This window comes from Streptomyces glaucus, from assembly GCF_039533365.1.
Classification (GTDB): Bacteria; Actinomycetota; Actinomycetes; order Streptomycetales; family Streptomycetaceae; genus Streptomyces; species Streptomyces glaucus.
This window is the reverse complement of the sequence record NZ_BAAATK010000002.1, coordinates 237,301-259,966: the sequence shown is the minus strand read 5'-3', so window position 1 is coordinate 259,966 and position 22,666 is coordinate 237,301. Positions and strand designations below refer to the sequence as shown.

At 73.2% G+C, this 22,666-nt stretch carries 20 protein-coding genes and 1 pseudogene; 14 read left to right on the top strand and 7 right to left on the bottom strand.

Annotated features, from left to right (window positions below):
• Window positions 1-258: 258 nt before the first annotated feature.
• From asnB to ABD363_RS02665, 4 genes are all read left to right on the top strand, one after another.
• Window positions 259-2,457, top strand: coding sequence for an asparagine synthase (glutamine-hydrolyzing) (gene asnB, locus ABD363_RS02680; protein ID WP_344599699.1), 2,199 nt, complete (start codon window positions 259-261; stop codon window positions 2,455-2,457).
• A gap of 14 nt (window positions 2,458-2,471) precedes the next feature.
• Window positions 2,472-3,302: a hypothetical protein gene (locus ABD363_RS02675; RefSeq protein WP_344599698.1), complete on the top strand. Its 831-nt coding sequence runs from the start codon at window positions 2,472-2,474 to the stop codon at window positions 3,300-3,302.
• Entirely contained in the window at window positions 3,302-3,586 is a 285-nt protein-coding gene (locus tag ABD363_RS02670; RefSeq protein WP_344599697.1) for a PqqD family protein, read from the top strand. Before ABD363_RS02675 ends, ABD363_RS02670 begins: the two co-directional genes overlap by 1 nt.
• A gap of 66 nt (window positions 3,587-3,652) precedes the next feature.
• Window positions 3,653-4,897, top strand: coding sequence for a diiron oxygenase (locus ABD363_RS02665; protein WP_344599696.1), 1,245 nt, complete (start codon window positions 3,653-3,655; stop codon window positions 4,895-4,897).
• Window positions 4,898-5,008: 111 nt separating this feature from the next.
• Here the strand turns inward: ABD363_RS02665 and clpX are convergent, their stop codons facing one another.
• Complete coding sequence (gene clpX, locus ABD363_RS02660; protein ID WP_344599695.1) at window positions 5,009-6,292, bottom strand: ATP-dependent Clp protease ATP-binding subunit ClpX; 1,284 nt, start codon at window positions 6,290-6,292, stop codon at window positions 5,009-5,011.
• A gap of 208 nt (window positions 6,293-6,500) precedes the next feature.
• Here clpX and eno point away from each other — a divergent pair, with 208 nt between their 5' ends.
• On the top strand, window positions 6,501-7,781 hold the full coding sequence (gene eno / locus ABD363_RS02655; protein WP_344599694.1) for a phosphopyruvate hydratase: 1,281 nt from the start codon (window positions 6,501-6,503) through the stop codon (window positions 7,779-7,781).
• 81 nt (window positions 7,782-7,862) lie between these two features.
• Window positions 7,863-8,963 (top strand): aminotransferase class I/II-fold pyridoxal phosphate-dependent enzyme, encoded by a 1,101-nt coding sequence (locus ABD363_RS02650; protein WP_344599693.1) that lies wholly within the window; start codon window positions 7,863-7,865, stop codon window positions 8,961-8,963.
• Here the strand turns inward: ABD363_RS02650 and ABD363_RS02645 are convergent.
• The 4 genes from ABD363_RS02645 to dhaM form a co-directional block, all read right to left on the bottom strand.
• Window positions 8,857-10,185, bottom strand: coding sequence for an MFS transporter (locus tag ABD363_RS02645; protein ID WP_344599692.1), 1,329 nt, complete (start codon window positions 10,183-10,185; stop codon window positions 8,857-8,859). The two genes, ABD363_RS02650 and ABD363_RS02645, sit on opposite strands and share 107 nt — an antisense overlap.
• On the bottom strand, window positions 10,182-11,711 hold the full coding sequence (locus ABD363_RS02640; RefSeq protein ID WP_344599691.1) for an FAD/NAD(P)-binding protein: 1,530 nt from the start codon (window positions 11,709-11,711) through the stop codon (window positions 10,182-10,184). The genes ABD363_RS02645 and ABD363_RS02640 overlap by 4 nt, the downstream gene beginning before the upstream one ends.
• Before the next feature lie 700 nt (window positions 11,712-12,411).
• Window positions 12,412-12,702, bottom strand: coding sequence for an HPr family phosphocarrier protein (locus tag ABD363_RS02635; RefSeq protein WP_344599690.1), 291 nt, complete (start codon window positions 12,700-12,702; stop codon window positions 12,412-12,414).
• The gene (gene dhaM / locus ABD363_RS02630; protein ID WP_344599689.1) at window positions 12,686-13,078 is read right to left on the bottom strand and encodes a dihydroxyacetone kinase phosphoryl donor subunit DhaM; all 393 of its coding nucleotides are present in this window, start codon (window positions 13,076-13,078) and stop codon (window positions 12,686-12,688) included. The genes ABD363_RS02635 and dhaM overlap by 17 nt, the downstream gene beginning before the upstream one ends.
• A 57-nt stretch (window positions 13,079-13,135) precedes the next feature.
• Between dhaM and ABD363_RS02625 the strand changes: the two genes are divergently transcribed.
• The 8 genes from ABD363_RS02625 (at window position 13,136) to ABD363_RS02590 (ending at window position 20,966) form a co-directional block, all read left to right on the top strand.
• Window positions 13,136-13,912: an IclR family transcriptional regulator gene (locus tag ABD363_RS02625; RefSeq protein WP_344599688.1), complete on the top strand. Its 777-nt coding sequence runs from the start codon at window positions 13,136-13,138 to the stop codon at window positions 13,910-13,912.
• A gap of 438 nt (window positions 13,913-14,350) precedes the next feature.
• Window positions 14,351-15,361: a dihydroxyacetone kinase subunit DhaK gene (dhaK, locus tag ABD363_RS02620; RefSeq protein WP_344599687.1), complete on the top strand. Its 1,011-nt coding sequence runs from the start codon at window positions 14,351-14,353 to the stop codon at window positions 15,359-15,361.
• Window positions 15,362-15,401: 40 nt separating this feature from the next.
• Complete coding sequence (dhaL, locus tag ABD363_RS02615) at window positions 15,402-16,043, top strand: dihydroxyacetone kinase subunit DhaL (protein ID WP_344599686.1); 642 nt, start codon at window positions 15,402-15,404, stop codon at window positions 16,041-16,043.
• Window positions 16,040-16,663 (top strand): transposase, encoded by a 624-nt coding sequence (locus ABD363_RS02610; RefSeq protein ID WP_344599685.1) that lies wholly within the window; start codon window positions 16,040-16,042, stop codon window positions 16,661-16,663. The genes dhaL and ABD363_RS02610 overlap by 4 nt, the downstream gene beginning before the upstream one ends.
• Window positions 16,664-17,145: 482 nt before the next feature.
• Entirely contained in the window at window positions 17,146-18,297 is a 1,152-nt protein-coding gene (locus ABD363_RS02605; protein WP_344599684.1) for an alkaline phosphatase family protein, read from the top strand.
• A gap of 215 nt (window positions 18,298-18,512) precedes the next feature.
• Complete coding sequence (locus ABD363_RS02600; RefSeq protein WP_344599683.1) at window positions 18,513-19,298, top strand: nucleotidyltransferase domain-containing protein; 786 nt, start codon at window positions 18,513-18,515, stop codon at window positions 19,296-19,298.
• Window positions 19,295-20,554 (top strand): MFS transporter, encoded by a 1,260-nt coding sequence (locus tag ABD363_RS02595; protein ID WP_344599682.1) that lies wholly within the window; start codon window positions 19,295-19,297, stop codon window positions 20,552-20,554. Before ABD363_RS02600 ends, ABD363_RS02595 begins: the two co-directional genes overlap by 4 nt.
• A 169-nt stretch (window positions 20,555-20,723) precedes the next feature.
• Complete coding sequence (locus ABD363_RS02590; RefSeq protein ID WP_344599681.1) at window positions 20,724-20,966, top strand: hypothetical protein; 243 nt, start codon at window positions 20,724-20,726, stop codon at window positions 20,964-20,966.
• Window positions 20,967-21,346: 380 nt separating this feature from the next.
• Here the strand turns inward: ABD363_RS02590 and ABD363_RS02585 are convergent.
• Together ABD363_RS02585 and ABD363_RS02580 are read right to left on the bottom strand one after the other, a co-directional pair.
• Window positions 21,347-21,620: pseudogene (locus ABD363_RS02585) on the bottom strand (DUF2637 domain-containing protein); the annotation flags it as partial.
• Between the two features lie 101 nt (window positions 21,621-21,721).
• Window positions 21,722-22,633 carry a DUF3558 family protein gene (locus ABD363_RS02580; RefSeq protein WP_344599680.1) on the bottom strand — a complete coding sequence of 304 codons (912 nt, stop codon included), beginning with the start codon at window positions 22,631-22,633 and terminating at the stop codon, window positions 21,722-21,724.
• Window positions 22,634-22,666 lie beyond the last annotated feature (33 nt).

Genomic DNA, 22,666 nt, shown 5'->3' with positions numbered 1-22,666 from the left:
CTGCGGTTTTACCGCTATTCGCCGTTCCGGAACACGCGGGGGAGGTGAATGTAATGCGCAAGTACACCAAGCCGGCTGCCAAGGAGGTCACCTCCGGCACCGTCCTCAAGGTCCTCGTCTGAGTCCCGGACGGGACCGCGACGAGCCGCGCCCGGCTCCGGCCGGGCGCGGTGATCCCCGCACCGGTGCCCGTGGCCGTCTTCGGCGGCGGCCCTCCTCGCACCGGTGTCCCATCTCCGCAGCGAGCGAGGTAGTTGTATGTGTGGCCTGACCGGGATCGCGCGGGTCGACGGCCGTCCCGTCGGCGACGAGGCGGACGACCTGCTCCGCCGGATGGCACGCGCCGTGGCCCACCGGGGCCCCGACGACGAGACGTACTTCCGGTCCGGTCCTCTCGGCCTGGGCTTCGTCCGGCTCTCCCTGGTGGACCCGGAGGGCGGCGCCCAGCCGCTCGCCACCGACGACGGGTCGCTCGTACTGATCGCCAACGGCGAGATCTACAACCACCGGGAACTCGCCGCGGGTCTGCCCGCCGGCACCCGGCTGCGTACCCGCTCCGACTGCGAGGTGCTGCTGCACCTCTACCGCAGGGACGGGCTGCGCTTCCTCGACCGGGTGCGCGGGATGTTCGCGCTGGTGCTGTGGGACCGCGACCGCGGGAAGCTGATCTTCGCCCGCGACCGGTTCGGCATCAAGCCGCTCTTCTACCACCTCGACCGCGAGCGGATCGTCTTCGCCTCGGAGATCAAGGCGCTCTTCGAGGAACCGTCCTGCCCGCGGCAGCTCGACTGGGACGCGGCGCTGCGCGACCAGATGCTCACCATGGCCCCGGTCACCGACCACAGCCCCGCCCACTCCTGGTTCTCCGGCATCGAGCTGGTGCCCGCCGCCTCCATCGTCACCTTCGACCTGAAGGACGGCACCTCCACCACCCACCGGTACTGGGACTTCCCGGCCTACGAGGGCGACTCGGCCGCCTCCGAGGAACAGCTCGTCGCCGACTACGGCAAGTACCTCGCGCAGAGCGTCGAGGAGTGCCAGATGGCCGATGTGGAGATCGGGCTGTTCCTCAGCGGCGGCATCGACTCGGCGGCCGTGGCCGCGCTCGCCGGGGTGAAGCCGCGCACCTTCACGGCGCTCAACGGCAGCACCCTCGCCAACGGCGACGCCGAGTCCGCCCACAGCATCGCCCGCACCCTGGGCCTCGACAACCACCAGGTGCTGCTGGACACCGCCCACACCCCCACGGTGGACGAGTGGAAGAGGCACCTGTGGCTCCTGGAGACACCGCTCGCCGGGCCCGAGACCTTCTACAAGTACGAGATGTACCGCTATGTGGGCGCCAACGCGCCCGAGATCAAGGCGATGCTGCTGGGCGGCGGCGCCGACGAGTTCAACGGCGGCTACTCGATGACCATCGCGGGCGGCGGCGGCTGGGAGGACTTCACGCGCAACGTGCGCGGCCTCGGCATCGCACGCGACCGCGCCCTGCGCCCCGACCTCGGCGTGTGGTGGGACCCGGCGGGCCGTTCCCCGATCAACGCCGACTACCTGCGCGAGGCGGCGGGCGGCCCGGCGAGCGACCCGTACGCCGCGCTGTTCCGGTGGAAGTACCGCGACGTGCAGCTCTACAACTGCTGGCACGAGGACCGCACCGCCGCGGGCAACGGCATCGAGGCCCGGGTGCCCTTCCTCGACCACCGCCTGATCGAGCTGGTGGCCGCCGTGCCCGAGGCGCTGCGGCCGAAGCTCGTGTGGGACAAGCAGATACTGCGCCGGGCCATGGTCGGTGTGCTGCCGCCCGAGATGGTCGACCGGCCCAAGGGCCCGTTCTTCTACGGCGACGGCGAGCACCACACCTACCGCACCTTCCTGCGGATGCTCGCGCAGGACGGCGACCGGCTGGTCGAGGAGGCCCTCAGCTCGCCCGCCGCCCGCCACCACCTGGACGCCGACGGGGTGCGCGACAAGCTGCGCCGTCTGGAGCGCGATCCGTCGGCGGGCCATGTGGAGCTGCTGATGCGGCTGGTCAACCTCGGTCTGCTGGAGCGGATGACCGCCGACCTGCCCTCGCCGCACGTCTCCTCGGCGAAGGCGCCGGTGCCCGTGTCGGTGCCGGTCACCGACTGGTCCGCCGAGCGCGAGGCCATCGAGGCCCGGGTGGTGCGCCGCCCCGCGGTCGACGAGACCGGCGTCCTCCAGCTGGCCGGCAACGTGCTGCTGCTGCACTCCGCGGACGAGCCGGCCACGTGGTACCTCGCGGTCGACGGCAGCGTGGAGTACGTGCTCGACGAGGACGACAACCCCGGCTGGGTCCGGCTGCTGCACGCCTTCGACGGCAAGCGGCCCCTCGGCGAGCTGATGGCCGACCTCGGCGTCGGGGCCGAGGGCGTGGAGCCGCTGGTGGCCGAGGCGCTGGAGCTGGGACTGCTCACCAGCGCGGTCCCGGCGGCGTGAGCGGGCAGGGCGGCGTGGACAGTGCGACCCTGCTCCAGGGGCCGTGGGAGACGCCGGCTGCCAGGGCCGGTCTGGCCGGCTGTCTGGAGGGCCTGGAGCTGCGCGGCCTGCTGCCCGCCGACCACCTCGCCGTGATCTGCGTGGGCTCGGTGGCCCGCGGCTGGGCCAACGACGGCAGCGACTACGACTTCAACGTGATCGCGCCCGGCCCCTGGCACGGGCCGAGCGCCCGGACCATCCCGGTGCCGCTGCGCCCCGGCACGGTGCCCTCGGCGGTCGAGTACGTGGACGGGCGGCGCTGGGAGGTCAAGTACTGGCTGGACATCCAGGTCGAGCAGATGCTGGCCAAGGTGTCCTGGTCGGAGTTCGAGCAGGGCGGCGCCGCGGCGCGGGCGCTCACCGACGCCGAGGAGCTGTTCCTCGAACGGCTGAGCACCTGCATCACGCTCAGCGGCGCCTCCTGGGTGCGCGGGAAGCGGCAGGCGCTGGCGCGCACCGCCTTCCGGGCGTTCGTGACGACCCGCTCGCTCGTCGAGGCCGACGAGGCGGTCGAGGACGCGCTGGGGCAGCTCGCGGCCGGGGACACCGACAGCGCGGTGCTCTCGGCCCACAAGGCGTTCGGGCACGTGGTGGACGCCCTGCTGGAGAGCCACGGGGTCTACGGCTCCCGCACGCCCAAGTGGCGCGCCCGGCGCCTGGGGGAGGCCCGGCCGCGGCAGCTGTCGTACGCGGACTACTGGTCGGTCGAGACGATGCGCGACCTCGACCCGGACCACCCGGCGGCCTGGGTGACCCAGGTCGTCCAGCGGTGCAGAGACCTGTCGATCGAGGTGGAGATTCACTGATGGGGGAGACCGAACTGGGCCCGGACAGCGTGGTGCGGCGCCGCATGGAGGCCCGTGTGCGCAAGTACCGGGGCAATCTGTTCATCGCCGTCCGCGACCAGGCGCTCGAACTGGACGAGGTGGCGCAGGCCATCTTCCGCCGTATCGACAGCACCTCCACGCTGCGCGAGATCGCCGCCCGGCTCGCCGAGGAGTACGACATCCCGGTGGACGAGGCGACCGGCGACACCGTCGACTTCGTGGCGCAGCTGGTGGGCCACGGCGTGGTGGAGGTCGTGGAGTGACCGGCGTCGCGGCGGGGGGCCCGGCTCAGGCACGCCCGGCCCGCCGGACGGGGTGAGGGGGACGTCATGTGCGGGACCGTAGGGATGTTCGTCGGTTGCTCGGCGCTGTCGTACTGCCCCCGGCGGCTGCTTGCGGGACCCGCTGCGGACAGCGAACGGGAGGCCGGTGAGGACGCGGCCGAGGACGCCGGACGGGACGCCGCCCGGACACCGGGGCGGCGTCCCGTGCCGGAACCGGGCGAGTACCGCAGTCCCTTCCAGAGCTGGTACGAGCGCTCCAGCGTGCGCAGCGCCCCCCGGCGGACGGTCGGCGACGGCGACGGCGCCGCCGGCACACCCGCGGACGGCCCCGAGGACACCGGCGGGGCCCCTCGGGGCGCGCGGGCCGGCCGGGCGGACGCAACCGGGCCGGTCGGCGGAGCCGGGCAGGCGGACGCCGGCGCGGAGGCGGAGGACGGCACGGGCCCCGGCGGGGCGCGGCGGTTCTTCCCGCCGGAGCTGGTGCCCGTGACCCGGCACCCGCTGATCAGGGCGCTCCCCGCGACCGTGTTCGACGAGGTGCTGGTCCAGCACCTCTACCGCTACCTCGACTTCACCATCAAGCTCGAACACCTGGTCGTCAACCGGACCGTGCTCGGTATCGCGCACGGCTCGGTGGGGGTCGCGGTCCCCGAGGAGATGCGCCTCGACGCGTACAAGATGTACTGCGACGAGGCCTACCACGCCCTCTTCTCGGCCGACCTCGCCGCCCAGGTCCGGCAGGCGACCGGGATCGTGCCGCGGCTGCCCGGCGAACCCTTCTTCCTGCGCAGGCTCCGGGAGATCTCGGCCGGGCTCCCCGCGAGCCGGCGGCCCCTGGCCGAACTGTTGTTCGTGATCGTCTCGGAGACGCTGATCTCGGCGAGCCTGGCCGACGTGCCGGGGCACGAGGGCGTCGTCCCCGCGGTCACCGGCACCATCCGCGACCATGCGCTCGACGAGGGCCGTCACCACGCCTACTTCGCGCACTTCCTCCAGCGCCTGTGGGCCCAGCTCGAACCGGGGGAGCGGCGCGCCGCGGCCCGGCTGGTGCCCCGGCTGATGGACGCCTTCCTGCGGCCGGACACCGAGGCGCTGCGCGCGGAACTCACCGGGTACGGGCTCACGCGCGACAGCGCCGAGCAGGTGGCCGCCGAGGTGTACACGCCCGAGGTGCTCAGCTCCCACGCCCTCGCCACCTCGCGGCAGGCCCGGCGCTACTTCCGCGAGCTGGGCGCCTTCGACGACGCGCAGGTGCGCGACGAGCTGGCGGCGTACGGCCTGCTGGAGTGAGCCCCGCCCCGCGGCGGACCCGCCCGGGGCTCTCCTCCCCCCACGGTCACGGGCGGGGCCGGGTGACTCGTCTCCCCGGCCCCGCCCGTCCAGCACCCGCCCGGCCCGGCCTCAGCCGGGCAGCGGGGGCTCCGCGCGACGGGTCAGCAGCGGCTCCTCGCCCTTGAGCACGGTCCGCTCGGTCACCGTCACCTTCACCACGTCCTCCAGCGACGGCACGTCGTACATCACCGAGATCAGCGCCTCGTCGAGGATGGCCCGCAGGCCCCGGGCGCCGGTGCCCCGGCTGATCGCCTGGTCGGCCACCGCCTCCAGCGCCTCGGTCTCGAAGGCCAGCTCCACACCGTCCAGTTCGAACAGCCTGCGGTACTGGCGCACCAGCGCGTTCCTGGGCTCGGTGAGAATCCTCAGCAGCGCCTCGCGGTCCAGCTGGGTCACCGAGGTGATCATCGGCAACCGGCCGATCAGCTCGGGGATCATGCCGAACTTGACCAGGTCCTCGGGGGTCACCGAGTCGAACAGGTCGTCCGCCGCCGCCTCCTGGCGGGAGCGGACGCTGCCGCCGAAGCCGATGCCCTGAGCGCCGGTGCGCGCCTCGATGATCTTCTCCAGGCCGGCGAAGGCGCCGCCGCAGATGAAGAGGATGTGCGAGGTGTCGAGCTGGATGCCCTCCTGCGCGGTGCGGCTGCGGCTGCCCTGCGCCGGAGACCCGCCCCGGCTCTGCGGCGACACGGTCACCACCGAGCCCTCCAGCACCTTCAGCAGCGACTGCTGGACACCCTCGCCGGACACATCACGTGAGACGGCCGGACCGTCGCCCCGGCGGGCGATCTTGTCGATCTCGTCGATGTAGACGATGCCGGTCTCCGCCTTCCTGGGGTCGCCGTCGGCGGCCTGGATCAGCTTCATCAGCATCGCGTCCACGTCCTCGCCCACATAGCCGGCCTCGGTCAGCCCGGTGGCGTCGGCGATGGCGAAGGGCACGTCGAGGATGCGGGCCAGGGTCTGCGTGAGCAGGGTCTTTCCCGAACCGGTGGGCCCGAGGAGCAGGATGTTCGACTTGGCCAATTCGACCTCGCCGTCGTCGGCCGGGGTTCCGGAGCGCACCCTCTTGTAATGGTTGTAGACAGCCACCGAAAGGGACCTCTTGGCCCGGTCCTGACCCACCACATAGGTGTCCAGGAATGCCCGTATCTCACGTGGCTTCGGAAGGCCGCCGACCAGCCGGGCCTTTGCCTCCTCGCTTCTCGCCTCGGCGACGACTTCGGCGCACAGGTCGACGCACCCGTCACATATGTGGACACCCGGTCCCGAGACAATCTTAAAAACCTCGTCCTGTCTCTTCTGGCAGAAGCCGCAGGCGAGTTGGGGTCCCTGGTTGCCGACGACCGTCATTCGGTGAACTCCTTCGAACCATCGGTGAAATCTTCGGGGCGCCGCACTCGGGCCCGTGCTCGGACCAACCGGAAACCGGAGCGGATCAATTGAGTAACACCCCGCTCATTCGGCCGGGTCGGGATTGCGCATGGTGAGACGCACGTCGCGCGGATGCCTCAACTCTGGCAGGATGTCGGTGATTAGATCAATGCATTCGAGGAGTCACATGACCGCGGTATCCCGGATCGTTGCCCGTGAAATCGTCGACAGCCGTGGCAACCCGACCGTCGAGGTCGACGTCACCCTGGAGGACGGCTCGTTCGGCCGCGCCGCGGTGCCGTCGGGTGCCTCGACCGGCGCCAACGAGGCCGTCGAGCTCCGGGACGGCGACGGCGCCCGGTTCCACGGCAAGGGCGTGCGCAAGGCCGTCGACGCGGTCAACGGCCCGCTGGCCGAGGCGCTGATCGGCCTGGAGGCCGAGGACCAGGCCACCATCGACGAGACGATGATCGAGCTGGACGCCACGCCCAACAAGGGCAACCTCGGCGCCAACGCCATCCTCGGCGTCTCCCTCGCCACGGTGAAGGCCGCCGCGGCCGCCCACCGGCTGCCGCTGTACCGCTACGTCGGCGGCGTCGGCGCCCGGCAGCTCCCGGTCCCGATGATGAACATCATCAACGGCGGTGCGCACGCGGACAACCCGATCGACTTCCAGGAGTTCATGATCGCGCCGATCGGCGCGGAGAGCTTCGCGGAGGCCGTGCGCATGGGCTCCGAGGTCTTCCACACCCTCCGCAAGAACCTCGCCGAGGCCGGCCACAACACCGCCGTCGGCGACGAGGGCGGCTTCGCGCCGAACCTGCGCTCCGCCGACGAGGCACTGGCCTTCATCGTCCGTGCCATCGAGCAGACCGGCTACACCCCCGGCCAGGACGTGTGCCTGGTCCTCGACCCCGCCACCTCCGAGTTCTTCCGCGACGGCGTGTACGACTACGCCGGCGAGGGCGTGAAGCGCACCGTCGACGAGCACATCGCCTACCTCACCGAGCTGGTGGGCCGCTACCCGATCGCCTCCATCGAGGACGCGATGGCCGAGGACGACATCGAGGGCTGGAAGAGCGTCACCGCCTCCCTCGGCGGCAAGATCCAGCTCACCGGCGACGACGTCTTCTGCACCAACGTGGAGCGCCTGAAGGACGGCATCCGCGACGGGTACGCCAACTCGATCCTGGTGAAGGTCAACCAGATCGGCTCGCTCACGGAGACCCTGACCACCGTGGAGACCGCGCACAAGGCGGGCTACACCGTGGTGATGTCGCACCGCTCCGGCGAGACCGAGGACACCACCATCGCCGACCTCGCCGTAGCCACCAACTGCGGCCAGATCAAGACCGGTTCGCTCTCCCGCTCGGACCGCACCGCCAAGTACAACCAGCTCATCCGGATCGAGGAGGAGCTGGGCTCCCAGGCCGTCTACCCGGGCGGCAGCGTCCTGCACGTGCGCTGACCCGGCCGCCGTCCCACCCCGCCCCGCGGCCCTCGCCGCGGGGCGTGCCGTCACCGCTCGCCAGGAAGGTCGCCACCGGTCATGCCCCTCGCCATCGGCTCGTACGAGAAACTGCGCGATCTCGACGACGGCGCGGGCCTGCTCAACCTCGCCTGGACCCAGGACGAGCGCGAGCACCTGTCGGCCGACGTGATGGCCGTCGTGGCCGGCGAGCTGGCCGCCGAACTCGCCGAGGACCTGCCCTACATCGGCGACTACCTCGTCCAGGACCCCTACGGCGAGAAGCTGCTCGGCCCGGTGGTCGCCGCGTACTTCGGCCGGCCCGGCTGGGACGCCTCGGTGACCTGCGGCGCCGGCGTCGGACCGCTGCTGCACGATCTGAGCCTGCTGGCCCGCGGGGGGACGGTGCAGGCCGTCACCGACGTCTACCCCGACTTCCCGCACTGGGTGGACCGGGCCGGCGGCCACTGCGCGCCGTCCGGCACCGGACCGGACGCGGGCGTGCTGCTGCTGGAACGCCCCGCGCTCACCGGCCGGCGGTACGCGGAGCTGGACGCCGTGCGCGAGCTGTGCGCCACCGCGGCACGGCGCGGCGCCGTGGTCCTGGTGGACGAGTCCAACGCCAACTACTGCCCGCCCGGCTACAGCGCGGCGAACCTGGCCCCCGAGGTGCCCAACCTGATCGTGGTGCGCGGCCTGTCCAAGGCGTACGGGCTGGGCGGGGTACGCCTGGGCTACTGCGTGGCGTCGTCCGCGATGACCGACACCGTGCGCGGGGCGGTGACACCCCTGGGGGCGTCGTCGCTGTCGCTGCGCATCGGCCGCCGCGTCCTCGGGCTCGGCGATGTGACGGGCGGTCTGCGCGAGCGGATCGCGCGGACCAGGCCGTACGTGCGCGATCTGCTGGCCGGCGCGGGGCTGCCGGAGCCGGTCGAGGCCGCCGACGGGCTGCCGTACGTGCTGTTCCCCGACGAGCCGCGGCGGGCCGTGGAACTCCTCGCCGCGCGCGGGGTGCAGGCCAAGGTGCATCCCGTGTGGTCGTTCCGTTCCGGCGGCCTCGTGGAGGTCGGCCGGGTCAGCGTTCCCCTGCGGGGGAGCCGACTGACCGACCTCGAGCAGCGGCTCGCCCGGACTCCGTCCCCGGCGTCCGCCCCGCGGCCGCCGGAGCGGGCCGGGAGCTGAGCGCGAGGAAGCACACCGCGAGCAGCGCCAGCGCCGGCACCGCCACGGCCGCCGCGAGCAGTTCCGCGCCGACCTTCCCGGGCAGCGCCAGCAGCGCGGTGTACACGGCGCCGGACGCCATCTGGAGGAAGAAGAACAGCCCCGAGGCGGCCCCGGCGTGCTCCCCGTCATAGCGCATCATGCCCGCCTGACAGGTGGGGAACATCGCTCCGACGCCCAGCATGCACACCGCCATCGGCACCACCAGGCTCAGCGCGCTGTCCGGCCAGACCCGCACCGCCACCGGCATCACCAGGGCCGCGGCCGCCGCCACCACGGACGCGGTGCGCGCCAGGAACTCCAGCGAACGGTTCCTGCCGAGCCGTTTGGCGGTGGTGCTGCCGCCCACGTAGCCGAGGATGACCAGCGTGTAGAGCAGGCCGTAGAGCGTGGGCGAGGCACCGAACTCGAGCTGGACGAGGTCGCTGGAGTACGTGGTGAAGGTGAAGTACGCGCACCACGCCAGGGCGATGGCCGCGGCGAACACCACGAAGTCGCGGTGGGCGAGGACCGTGCGGTAGGCCCGCGCGTACCCCCGCAGGCCACCGGGGGTGCGTGCGGCGGAGACCGGCCCGTCGGCGGGCAGCAGCCACAGCACTCCGGCGGCCACCACGACGCCCAGGACCGTCATGAAGGCGAAGAGCGCACGCCAGGACACATGCTGCACCACGAGTCCGGCGACCGGAGGCGAGGCCGCCGGGGTCACCGCGATCACGGTGGAGAGCATGGTCAGCATCGGCAGCCGCCGGTTCTCCGGCAGCGTCCGCTGCACCCACAGCCGGGAGACGACCGTGCCGGTGCCGGCGCCGAGGGCCTGGAGCACCCGGCCGGTGAAGAACGCCCCGTACCCCGGCGCGAGCAGGCACAGCAGGGAGGCGCCGGAGAACAGGAACAGCCCGGCCAGCTGCACCCGGCGGGCCCCGTAGCGGTCGGCGAGGTTGCCGGTCAGCAGCATGCACACCGCGTAGGCGGCCATGTAGGCGACGAGGGAGCCGCTGGTGCCGTCGGTGCCGACGCCGAAGGACTCGCCGACCGACGGCAGGGCGGGCACATAGGCGGCGAGGGCCAGTTGCGGCACGAAGACCAGCGAGGCGAGACAGACCGCGAGGCCGCGCCGCGCCTCGCGCCGGGCCTCGGGCCGGGCCCCGGCGGCGGGCACACCGCCGGGGCCGCCGCCGCTCACTGGGCCGCCCCCGCCAGGACCCGGTCCGAGGCCGGCACCAGCCGCTCGGCGACGGTGTTCGCCTGCCGGGCCACCAGCTCCATCGAACTGGTGTGGAAGTGCTCGCCCGAGGCCAGGTCGCCGACCACGTAGAGCCCGTCGCGGACACCGCCGCCGGAGTCGAGGACCTGGTTCGTCGCGGGGTCGACCCGTACGCCGCCCAGCGGATGGGGGACGAGGGTGCCGCGTGCGACCAGCCGGGAGACGAGGGAGGTCGCGGGCGCGGCGGACGTGTCGATGGTGCGTCCGACCGCGTTGACGACCACGTCGTGGTGGGTGGCGGTGCCGTCGGCGTAGGTGGCGGTGAACCCGCCGCCGACGGCGGGCTCCACTCCGGTGATGCGCCGCCGGAAGGCGAGCTGCCCGCTGTCGCACAGCGCGAGCAGCTTCTGCGCGTTGGTCGTCGGCATGGGGCTGCGCAGGCAGTTGTACGTGCGGTGCTGGGCGCGCAGGAACGCCCGCTGCTGGGTGGCGGGCAGGGCGCGCCACAGCGCGGAGTAGTGGGGCGCGAGCGCGCCGACGCAGCGCTGCGCGAGACCGCCGGGCAGCGGATGCGCGAGGCGGTGGCGCAGCAGGTCGGGGGCGGCCCAGTCCTCGGTGTACGGGAGCAGTGCCTCGGCCAGGCTGGTGCCGCCCGCGCGCAGCGCGGTGTCGAGGATCCGGTGGATGCCCTGGAGGGTGACACGGCCGCGCGCCAGCAGCTGCCGGGCGTCGCTGAGGAGGTCCGGCAGCGGCGAGGAGGCGAGGTCGGTGCGGACGTCGGGGACGCGGCCGGAGCGCGAGGCGAGGGTGAGGCCCGCGCGGTGGCCGTTGTCGGCGAGCACCAGGGCCACGTCCACCGCCGTGAGTCCGGAGCCCAGCACGAGGACGTCGCGGTCCGGGCCGACCCGGTCGAGCGACCGGTCGAGGGGGTAGGGCTGGTGGACGAAGCCGTCGGTGCCCAGCAGGCCGAAGACGTCGGCGGGCGGCAGCGTGCCGATCGCGAGGACGGTGACATCGGCCGTGTGGCGCTGCCCGTCCGCGGTGGTGAGCAGGTGGCCGCCCGCGCCGTCGGCGCATATGTCGGTGACGGCGGACGGCACGAGGGTGATCCGCGTGCCGAGCAGGGCGAGGTCCTCGCAGGCCTCCCGGAAGACGTCCTCCAGGTAGTTCCCGAAGAGGTTGCGGGGGACGAAGTGGCCGGCCGGCACGTGGGGTAACGCCGGTGCCGCCGGGCGCCCGGCGGACCTGCGCCGGTACAGCCAGCGCCGGAACTGGCCGGGGTCGCCGTAGTCCACCGACATGGCGGAGTACGGGCGGTTGAGCAGTGCGGTGTCCGCGTCCTGGGCGTAGGCCACGCCCGGGCCGTACCGCTGCGCGGACTCGAACACGATGACGTCGGCCGCCGTGCCGGCGATCTCGCTGGACAGCCGGCGTGCGTACGCGGCGATCAGTGACGTACCTGCGGCCCCGCCGCCTACGACGGCAAGGGTCGGTTGCTGTGACACGAGGGCTCCGTTGCTCTGTGATGGGTGCCGTGTCCCGGTGCGCGGATACGCGTCTGCCGGGTGGGGGGTGCCCGCGCCCGCGGCGTCCCCGGTGCGGGGCGTGCGCGTGCGCGGTCGTACGAGTGGTCGGGTGCGGGGTGAGGCGCGCGGCCGGCGGTGAGTGCGGCACGTGTGCGGCGGGACCGGGCACGCGGTCGCGGATGCCGGCCGGCACACACGCCGCTGGGCGTGGGCGCGGCGCGCCCGGGTGCGCGGTGGGCGGCTGCCTCGGGTGCGCGGGTCGCCCACGGGAGGCCGGCCCGGGGCGGCTGCCCGGTGGGCGGTTCTTCAGGGAGGGGGGCCCACGGGCGGCTGCCCGGTGGGCGGTTCCTCGGGGAGGGGCGCCCGGTGGGCGGGCGCCGGCGGTGTGCGGGGGGCCGCTCGGCGGCGGGCGGCCAGGGGGTGGTTGCCCGCGGCGGGTGTCCGGTGGGTGGCTGCCTCGGGTGTGCGGGCGGCCCACGGGTGGTCGTTCAGGGGCGGGTGCCCGGGGGAGGGCCGCTCGGGGGCGGCGGGTGATCGGACCGCCTCTGCCCCGCCGTGCCGCAACCCGGCGGGGCCCCGTGCCGCCGCCTGGGCCCGGACACCGCACCGCCGCGGCCCCGTCGACGCATCCGCGGCTCCCGGCGCACCGTGCGCCGCGGCCCCCGTCGCGCCGTCACGGTCACTCCGCCTCGGCGAGGATCTGCGCCAGCGCGGTGGCCGCCTCCTCGGCGCCGGGGCCCTCCACGATCAGGTCCACCGGATCACCCGCCCGGGCGCCGAGCGCCATGAGGGCGAGCACGCTGGTGGCGCCGGTCGTACGCCCCCGGTGTTCGACCCGGGCGGTGACGCCCTCGAACCGGCCGGCCGTGGAGGCCAGCCGTCCCGCGGGTCGCGCGTGCAGGTCGGCGGGGAGCAGGACACGTACCCGATGGCCGGGCCCGGCCGGTGCGGGGTCAGAACTTGTGTGCATTGCGGGCCTCCTCTGCGCTCTTGAGCACGGTGGCGAGATCGGCGCCGCCGGCGGCGGCGACCATGGCGGCGACGGCGCCCTCCACGAAGGGCGCGTCGGCGATGACGGCGTCGAGGTGCGGGTGGTCCTGGAGCACGGTGCGGGTCATCAGTACCGAGCTGCCCAGGTCGGGCAGCACGACGACGCCGCCGCCGCGGTCCGCGGCCGTGAGGGCCTCCCGCACCCGGCGGTAGCTCGTGCCGAGCGAGCCGTCGTCGGTTCCTCCGGCCATGGCGACCGGCACGTCCTCCGAGCCGATCTGCCCGATCAGCTCCCCCACTCCGGCGGCGAGTTCTGCGCTGTGTGACACCAGTACGATGCCAACGGACGGTTCCATGAACGGGTACATTAATTCTCAGAACAGAGTTCAGCAATAACGAACAGGGGAAGAGAGATGGTCCAGTCGGTCCGACGTGCGGTGCATGTCCTGCGTGAACTCACGGGCGCCGCTCCCCGACTGGGCGTGACAGAGCTGGCCGACCGCATCGGCGTCTCCAAGCCGACGGTCCACGCGCTGCTGCGGACCCTGGAGGCCGAGGGGCTGGTGGTGCAGGACGCCGAGTCGGGCAAGTACCAGCTCGGGCCTGCCCTCGTCACCCTCGGCAACGCCTACCTGGACACCCATGAGCTGCGCACCCGCTCCATGACCTGGGCCAATGCGCTGGCCGCCAAGACCGGGGAGGCCGTGTGGGTCGGAGTGCTCGTGGGCGACCAGGTGATGGTGGTCCACCACGCCTTCCGGCCGGAGGGAATGGTTCAGGCGCTGGAGACCGGTGCCACGCTGCCGTGGAACGCGACCGCCCTCGGCAAGGCCGTCGTGGCCTTCGCCCCCGAGGCGCAGCAGGAGAAGCTGCTGAGCGGCACGCTGGTCGCCCTGACCGGACGCACCGTCACCGATCCGGAGGTCCTCCGGGCCCAGCTGGAGCAGGTCAGGGACATCGGCTACGCGGTGGAGTCGCAGGAGCTGACCCTGGGAGACGCGGGGATCGCGGCCCCTATCTTCGAGCGCAGCTCCGCGGTGGCCGGGGCGATCGGGCTCGTCGGTCCGGTGGAGCGTCTCCTGGACGAGGAACACCGCCAGGCGCACGCGATCGCGACCCGTGAGACGGCCCGCAATCTCTCCCGTGAGCTGGGCGGTTTCCGTGCCGGCGGACGGCTTCCGGCCTTCTGACGCAGCCGCTCGCGAGCGCCGGTCCGCACCGGTGCCGCCGGTGTGCCGGGCCGGTGGCGCGCTTCGTGCCGCACCTCACCACAGTGTTCCCCCTTCACTGCCGTCACCGGGACGGCCGTCCGCCGGGCCCTTCGCGTAGCCTGGCCGTGACCTCGCGGTGATCTGACCGAACGTTACCCGGTGGCCAGGTATCGGACAACTGATATCGGCCAGTGTCATGTGCATGAGATGACTTTCCGGAGGATCCCGGTCCACAGCTCGTCACGTCCTTGACATGACAGAAATCCGCCCCGTAATTTTCCGGCAAACGTTCAGCAATGGGGAACACCGTTCATGTTTAAGCGGGGTTCGCCGGGAATAGTGTTCACCAGATCCGAACACGCATCGGCGGATCGGCCGTTCGATGCGGTCGGTCGGCTGAGGTGAGGGGGGCCTGCGATGAAGAAGCTGATGAACTCCGCCGAGTCCGTGCTGGCGGACTCGCTGGCCGGCATGGCACTGGCCCACCCCGATCTCCGGGTCGACCCGGAGACCCGGGTGATCAGCCGGGCGGGCGGGCCGGTCCCCGGCAAGGTGGGACTCGTCTCCGGCGGCGGCGCCGGCCACGAGCCGCTGCACGGCGGCTTCGTCGGCCGGGGGATGCTCGACGCCGCGGTCGTCGGCGAGGTCTTCACCTCCCCGACGCCCGACCGCATCCTCGCCGCCCTGCGCGCCGCCGACTCCGGACGCGGGATCCTCCAGATCGTCAAGAACTACACCGGAGACACCCTCAACTTCGCCATGGCCGCCGAACTCGCCGAGGACCTCGGCCTGACGGTGCGCACCGTGGTGGTCGACGACGACGCGGCGACCGGCATCCCGGCCGGCGCGCAGGGCCGCAGCACGGGGCGCCGCGGCACCGGCGCCACCGTCTTCGTGGAACGTATCTGCGGCGCCCTCGCCGAGCAGGGCGCCGACCTCCCGGCGATCGCCGAGGCGGGCGAGCGGGTCAACGCCGCCTCCCGCAGCATCGCCGTGGCCCTCGCCCCCTGCACCGTGCCGGCCGTCGGCCACCCCGGCTTCGAACTGGCGGACGACCAGATGGAATTCGGGGTGGGTATCCACGGTGAACCGGGGCTGCGCACGGAGCCCCTGCGCCCCGTGGCCGAGATCGTCGCGGACGCCCTGGCGGTCCTCCTGGACCAACTGCCGGCGGGCGGCGACGACCGGACCATCGTGATGGTCAACGGACTCGGCGCGACTCCGCTGCTGGAGCTCTACGTCGTACTCAACGAGGTGTACGCAGTGCTGCGGAAGGCCGGCCTGACCATCGCGCACACCCTCGTCGGCAACTATGTGACCGCACTCGACATGGCCGGCGTCTCGCTCACCGTCTGCAGGGCGGACGAGCAGATGCTCGGCCTCTGGAAGACCCCGGTGAGCACCCCGGCCCTGCGGTGGGGCTGCTGACGGGTTGACCCATGCCGGTACTGGAACCTTGGGAGGACCGTTGGACTCCGAGCTGACGCGGGCGTGGTTACTCAACGCCGCCCTGCTCGTGGAGCGGGAGAAGGACAGACTGACGCAGCTGGATCTGGCCATCGGCGACGGCGACCACGGGGTCAACATGCAGCGCGGGTTCTCCGCCGTGGCGGCCACCCTGGCGGAGCCCCCCGCCGGGGACGTGACGGCCGGGCAACTGCTGGTCTCGGCGGGCACCACCCTGGTCTCCACCGTCGGCGGCGCCTCGGGGCCGCTGTTCGGCAGTTCCTTCCGGGCCCTCGGCAAGGCCCTCGAGGCGGCCGGGGAGGCGGACGACGACGGCAGGGCGCTCGCCGACGGGCTGATCGCCGCACGGGACAGCATCCAGCGGATGGGAGCCGCCCAGCCCGGCGACAAGACGATGTACGACGTGTACGAGGTGGCGACCGAGGCGTTCGGACGTGCCGTGCGCAGCGGGGCCGGGCCGAAGGCCTCCGCGCGCGCCGCCGCCGAGGCGGCCGAGGAGGGCGTACGGGCCACCGAGTCCATGCAGGCTCGCCGCGGCCGGGCCTCCTACCTGGGCCTGCGCAGCGTGGGCCACCAGGACCCGGGCGCGGCGTCGGCCGCGCTCATATTCCGTGCTCTTGCAACTGCGATGGAGGCCAAGTGACCCAGCGCCCGCAGACCGTCTCCCCCCTGCGCCGTGCGAACACGGCGGGACCGTCGCGGCAGGCGCAGGCGCCGACGATTCCCGGCGCCGGCCGGTTCGGGTGGCTGGCACCCATGGTGCTGTGGCCGCTGGCCCGCCGTCACCTGCCCCGTCCCGCGGTACGCCCGCAGGGCGGCGGCACCCAGCGCGCCGACGACGAGGCGATGTTCGCCGCGATCGTGTACGTACTGGTCAGCGGCGTGCCCTGGCGGGCGCTGCCGAAGACGTTCGCCGTCTCCTGGCAGAACACCCACCGCCGTTTCACCCAGTGGAGCGGGGCCGGCCTCTGGGACCGGCTGCGCGACACCGCCCGGAGGCAGCAGATGCCCGGACATCTGCAGCAGTGGGCCGACACCGTGGCCGCACTGGCCGAGGAACGGCTGAACCGGACGATGACCACCGCCCCCGCGCCCGCGCCCGCCGGCGCGGCACCGTCCCGAGCCGCCGGACGGCCGGGCGGCGGGCTGAAGCCCGGCATCCGCCTCCATGAACAGGGCGACTTCACCGTCCGCCTGTTCGGCCCGGACCACGGCCCGGCGGAGCAGCAGGTCACCGATCAGGAACTGCGCCGGGCCCGGTGACGCCCGGCCCACCGTCCGCCGTCGCCCGCCGCCGCGCCGATGGGAGCGCTCTCACGCACGGCGCGCACAACGAGCGGACGCGGCGCGAACGCCCTACCGCGCTCGCGCGGGGGCGCCCTCGGACCCAGCCGACGAGGCCCTGAAGGCGCCCTCCGACGTGCCGGGACCTGTCCCGGTCCCCGCCCCGCCGGTCAGGGCCGGTCGCGGTCCGGGCCCGGCGGGGTTCCGGTGTGCGCGCGGCGCACCGCTGGGCCGGACCCCTCGCGGTGCGCCGCACGTCGGTGACGGCCGGCCGCGGGCCTGCGACTGCCGGGACCGGCCGCGGCGGACACGGCGCGCGAGCGCACCAGGACCCGCCGAGGCCGGCCCGCGGCGGGCCGGCGCAGAAGTGTCCGCCGGGGACCGGCCCGGGGCGGACGCGGCACGCACGCGCACCGGGGCCCGGCACCGGGTTCCGGCCGAGGAAGGGTGGTACGAGTCAGGTGCAGAGCGTCCCCGGGTCCCCGCAGGCCCGCTTCCCCGAGCACCCCGCCGGGGGCTCCGCCCCGGAGCGCCCCGGGGACCCCGTCCCCGCCTCCCCGCTGTCCGTCACGGACTTCCGCGGGGAGCTGGCGCGGCTGATGGCCGCCGCCGGCACCGTCGGCGAACGGCCGCCGCACACCGTCGTGTTCGCGCTCGACGGCGTCGACCTGGCCACCGCGCGGCGCTGCTGGCCCGCCGCGGAGACCCGGCTGATGCGGTCGGTCACGCCCACCACCTCGTCGGCGTGCTGGCTGAGCGCGCTCACCGGGCTCGACACGGCGGCGCACGGGGTGCCGGGCGTCGTCTTCGCCGACCCGTCCGGCGGCCCCGGACTGGTCGACTTCCTGAGCTACCGCGGTCCCGGGCTCGCCCCGGACGCCGACACCGTCTTCGGCGACGCCGCCCGCCTGGGCCGCCGGCCGCTCGCCCTCCTCGGTGACATGGAGCACTACGGGTCGGCCTGGCGCGACGCCCTCCTCAAGGGCGCCGAACCGGTCGCCGGGCACTGCTTCTACACCGAGGGCGGCGTCTACCGGTATCGCCCCGCCGCCGAGGTCTTCGACCGCGTCCGCACGGCGGTCGAGTCGGCCCTCGAACGGTACGGCGCGCAGGAGCCCTGTCTCATCTGGTGCTATGTCGAGGTGGACCAGCACGTGCACCGCCACGGCTACGACCGGCACACCACCGAGGTCCTCACCGCCCTCGACGGGTACGCCCGTGCGCTGGTGGCACGGGGCGCCCTGGTGGTGGCCCACGCCGACCACGGCCTGGTGCCCACCGTGCACGACGAGGCGCTGGCCGGTCTCCTGGACCAGCTGGGACAGCGGTACGGGTTCCGGATGGGCGGCGCCGGCCGGATGCGCTGGCTCCACGCCGCGCCGGGTACCGACCGGGCCGAACTGGCCGCCGTACTGCAGAAGTCGCTGCCCTCGGACGTCCGGGTGCTGGACGCCGACTCCGTCTTCCCGCCGGGCTCTCCGGCCCGCGCCCGCGTCGGTGGCGTGGTCCTCGTGGCCGAGGGGGAGAGGTTCCTCACCGACCCCGGATACCGCTACGACCACGGCTCCTTCGCCCCCGGGGAAACCGACACCCCGTTCTCGGTCTGGCGGTGAAAACCCTGGTGGCCGGTGGTGGCCGGGAGCGGCGGGCCCGTCCCGCCGCTTCCCCTGCGGCTGTGCGCGGCCACCTCGCACCGGGCGCGAGGAGGCTCGCTCCGCCCCGGCCAACGGTCCGTCAAATGCGGCAACTCGGCTGTCTCATGTGGCGGTTGACGCCCCAGGGGTTCTGTTGAACGCTGAGGCCAGGTTCGATCCGGGAGGGGTAGATCATGAGTACGAGTCTGACCGGCTGCCTGGAGGAGATGGAGCGCCGCGGGCTCATACCGGACGACTGCCTCGCGGTCTGCTGTGTCGGCTCGGTGGCCCGCGGCTGGGCCAACGAGGGCAGCGACTACGACTTCAACGTCATCTCCCGTACCGCCTGGACCGGTGAGAGCGCCCGCACCATCCCCGTACCACTGGACCCCGGGGTGGTCCCCGCCGTCGTCCTGTACGTGAACGGCCGCCGCTGGGAGATCAAGTACTGGCTCGACAGCCAGGTCCGCCAGATGATCGACAAGGTCACCTGGGAGCAGTTCGAGGAGGGCAACTCCACCGCCAAGGCGCTGGTCGACGCCGAGGAGCTGTTCCTGGAGCGGCTGAGCACCTGCCTCACGCTGAGCGGCTCCGCCTGGGTGGAGGAGTGCAAGCGGCTGGTCGACGAGTCGGCGTTCCGCGCCTTCGTGACCACCCGCTCGCTGGCCGAGGCCGACTCCTCGATCGAGGACGCCGTGGGGCAGCTGGCCGCCGGGGACCTGGACAGCGCGGTGCTGTCCGCCCGCAAGGCGCTCGGGCACACCGTCGACGCGCTGCTGGAGAGCCAGGGCAACTTCGGTTCCCGCACCCCGAAGTGGCGGGCGCGCCGCTTCCGCGAGACACGGCCCAAGGAGCTGTCCTTCGAGGACTACTGGGCGCTGGAGACCATGCGGTCCTTCGACCCGGAGGACCCGCGCCGCTGGGTCGACGCGGTGGTGCAGTGCTGCAAGGACCTCTCCATGGAGGTCGAGATCCGATGACCGCGGACCAGAACACCGCCCCGTCGGAACCCGCGGGCATCGACCGGCGCCGCAGCGCCTCGGCGTTCTGGCGGTACTGGACCGGCTCCACCGTCAGCGGTGTCGGTGACGCGGTGACCACGGTCGCCCTGCCGCTGATGGCGGTGGGCGTCCTGGGCGCCTCCAGCTTCGAGGTCAGTCTCCTGACGGCCGCCCAGTACGCCGCCTGGATCGCGATCGGCCTGCCCGCCGGGGTGATCGTGCAGCGGCTGCCGCTGCGGGGCACCCAGGTGGCCATGGACCTGATCCGGGCGGCGGCGGTGCTGTCGGTGCCGGTGGCCGCCGCCCTGGACGTGCTGCACCTGGCGCACCTGGTGGTGGTGGCGCTCGTCCTCGGCCTGGCGACGGTCGTCTTCGACGTGGGCAACTCCTCCTTCCTGCCGTCGATCGTCAGCAAGGAGGAGCTGACCGCGCGCAACAGCCTGACCTCCGCCTCCGCTTCGGCGACCCAGCTGGGCGGCCCCTCGCTCGGCGGTGTGCTGGTCCAGTTCTGCGGCGCGGCGTTCAGCCTGGTCCTCGACGCCGTCAGCTATGTGATCTCCGCAGTGCTGCTGCGCAGCCTGCCGCGGCCCGAGCGGACCAAGGCCGAGGCGGGCCGCGCGTCCACGCTCCAGCTGATCAGGGAGGGCTGGCGGTTCGTCGTCCAGCACCCGGTGATCCGGCCCTGCGTGGCCGCCGCCACCCTGACCAACTTCATCTGCGGCGCCTTCATGGCACTGCTGCCGGTCTTCCTGGTACGCACCCTCGACGCGCCCGCCGGCCTGGTCGGTGTCCTGATCGCCACCGAGGGGGTCGGCAGCCTTGTCGGCGCCGCGCTCACCCCCCGGCTGGTGCGGCGGTTCGGCGGCGCCCGGGCGATCCTGTGCACCTCGCTCCTCGGCGCCACGGCCGCGCTGCTGATGCCGCTGGCCGGCAGCGGCTGGGGCTACCTCGTGTTCGGGCTGGGCAACATCGGTTTCGGCTGCGGTGTGGTGGTGCTGAGCATCCTCACCCGCACCCACCGGCAGACGGTGACCCCGCCCGAACTGCTGCCCAGGGTGATGGCGACCGTCCGGTTCGTGTCGTGGGGCGCGGTGCCGTTCGGCGCGCTGACCGCCGGCGCCTCGGCCAGCCTCCTGGGCAACCGGGGCGGGCTGTGGCTGATCTGCGCCCTGGCCTTCCTCGCCCCGGCGGCGCTGTGGGCCAGCCCGCTGCGCCGCATGCGCGACCTGACGTGAGCGCGGGGCCGGTCACGGCCGGTGAATCCGGAACCGTGCCCGGCCCACGCGGACCCGCGGGCGGGCCCCACTTCCACGACGGCTCCTTCCACCGGGGCGCCGACCCTGAGCGCGCGCTCGTCCCCGGCACCCCCGAGAAGGCACCGGCCGCCGCCCGCACCCACTGCCGATGATCGACCCGACCAGCGTGCGCAACCATGCCCGCACCCGCGCGCTACAGGACCAGACACACCTCCAGCAGGGCGACATCGCCGAGGCCGGTGCCGTCGTCGGTGACATCGCCCGGATCCCAGACGTCAACCGCTCCCCGCGCATCACCCAGCGCATCGCCGGTCCCCGCACCGCCCTCACCCCGTGGCAACGCAGCCAGTCCTCGGACCACGCCCTCACCAGCGCAGACCGGGACGCGTGAACTGCTTCTGCGCCCGGCGACGGAATGCGGCCGTCTCCGCCTCACTCGGCTCCACCCCGTACACATCGGTGTACGCGTCGCACAAACTCCTCCAGCAGCGACTCCGCTTCCCGGCCCTCGTGGCGCTGCAGGCATACGTCGCCGATCGTCATGGCGGTCGGGCTGCGGCGCTCCACTGCAACGGCACAGGGCCGACCGCGTCAGCCGGCGGCAGCGGCACGAGGCTCATCGCCCCGGTGGGCGACCAGGGTCTTCGAAAAGTGACCTTGTGTCCGAGCTCGTCAGGTGAGTTCGAGGGCGGCCTACTCGCGATGCCGGACGCGGAGAGCCGACTCAAGCCGGCGAGCATGTCCTTCGAAGCGTCCACCGGCGTTGCTGGGCGCGGCCGTCGGCAGCCAGGCCGTCCGGCGCAGCAGGGGAAAGGGGGATGCGGATCTCGGTCGGGAGCAGGTCCAGGGCCGGCAGGACGCGGATGCCCGCGTCGATGCCGACCGGGAAGGCGTAGCTGAAGTCTTCGAAGCCCTTCTTCAACGCCCGTTCGCGGACGGCGGCGTACGAACCGGCGAAGCCGATACCGGCGATGACGACGGCACCGGCGACGACCACGCCGATGAGAACCCGGTGCATCCGTGTCAGCCGCAGTGGCGCGGCCACCCGTACTCCCCTCCCCGTGCGCGTTGTCGCGCGCACCAGGGGGCACATGTGTGCGACGTACGGGCGGCCGGTTCGGTGGGGTGGTCCTTTCCCCGGCTCGGTCAGCTCTTCTGCGCCGCGGACCGGGAGGGCGAGGCGCTCTCCGACGCGGACGGGGACGCGCTCTTCGACGCGGACGGGGAGTCGCCCGCCGTGCCGCTGTCGCCGCCGTCGCCGTTCGCGGACGCGACCGCGGCCACCGCCTCCTCGACGGCCTTCCGCGCGGCCTTCGCCAGGTCGTCGGCGTCCGGCGTCTTGTCGCCGGCCAGGCCCGCACCGTTGTAGTCGAGGGTGAGGACGACGTTCTCGACGCGTGCCACGACCGTCTGCTGCTTGAAGGCGCCCTCCTTCTTCTTCAGGTCGTACCGCACGAGGGTCGCCTCGTCGCCCGCCCCGGGGACCGGCTCCGACTTGGTGTTCTTCGCGCCCGACACCGACTGGGCGTCCTGGACCTGCTTCTGGTAGAACTCCTGCGCCTGCCGGTCGCCCTCGCCGCGCGTGATGTCGGACTCGAAGCGCAGCAGCGACACGTTCAGCCAGCGGAACTGAGAGCCCTTCACGCCGTTGTTCTCCAGGCTGCTCCAGGAGCAGCTGCCGCGCGTCGACGTGTCGTCGGACTGGCCCTCCTTGCCCGACTTGGCGCCCTCCGGCACCAGTTCGCCCAGCGTCTTCTTCGACAGCACGTCACACGGCTCCGGCAGCTCGGCGTACGCCGCCGGCCGCACGGTCGGCGACGGGCTGGCGGAGGCCGACGCGGTGGCGCTCGGGGCCTTGCCGCCACCGCCGCCGTCACCGGAGCCGGATCCGGAGTCGGAGGAGCAGCCGACGGCGACCAGCATCACGGGGACGGCGGCCGCGTGGGCAAGGACGCGGTGAAGGCGCTTCGCTCGCTGGGCACTCCCCCGCCGCCTCAACGGCATGGGAGGTGCCCCCAGGTCTCGCTGTGCTCGTCGCTGCATGGTTCCTTCACTCATGACACTCGTGGTTCCTGCGGTCGGAACGGGTCC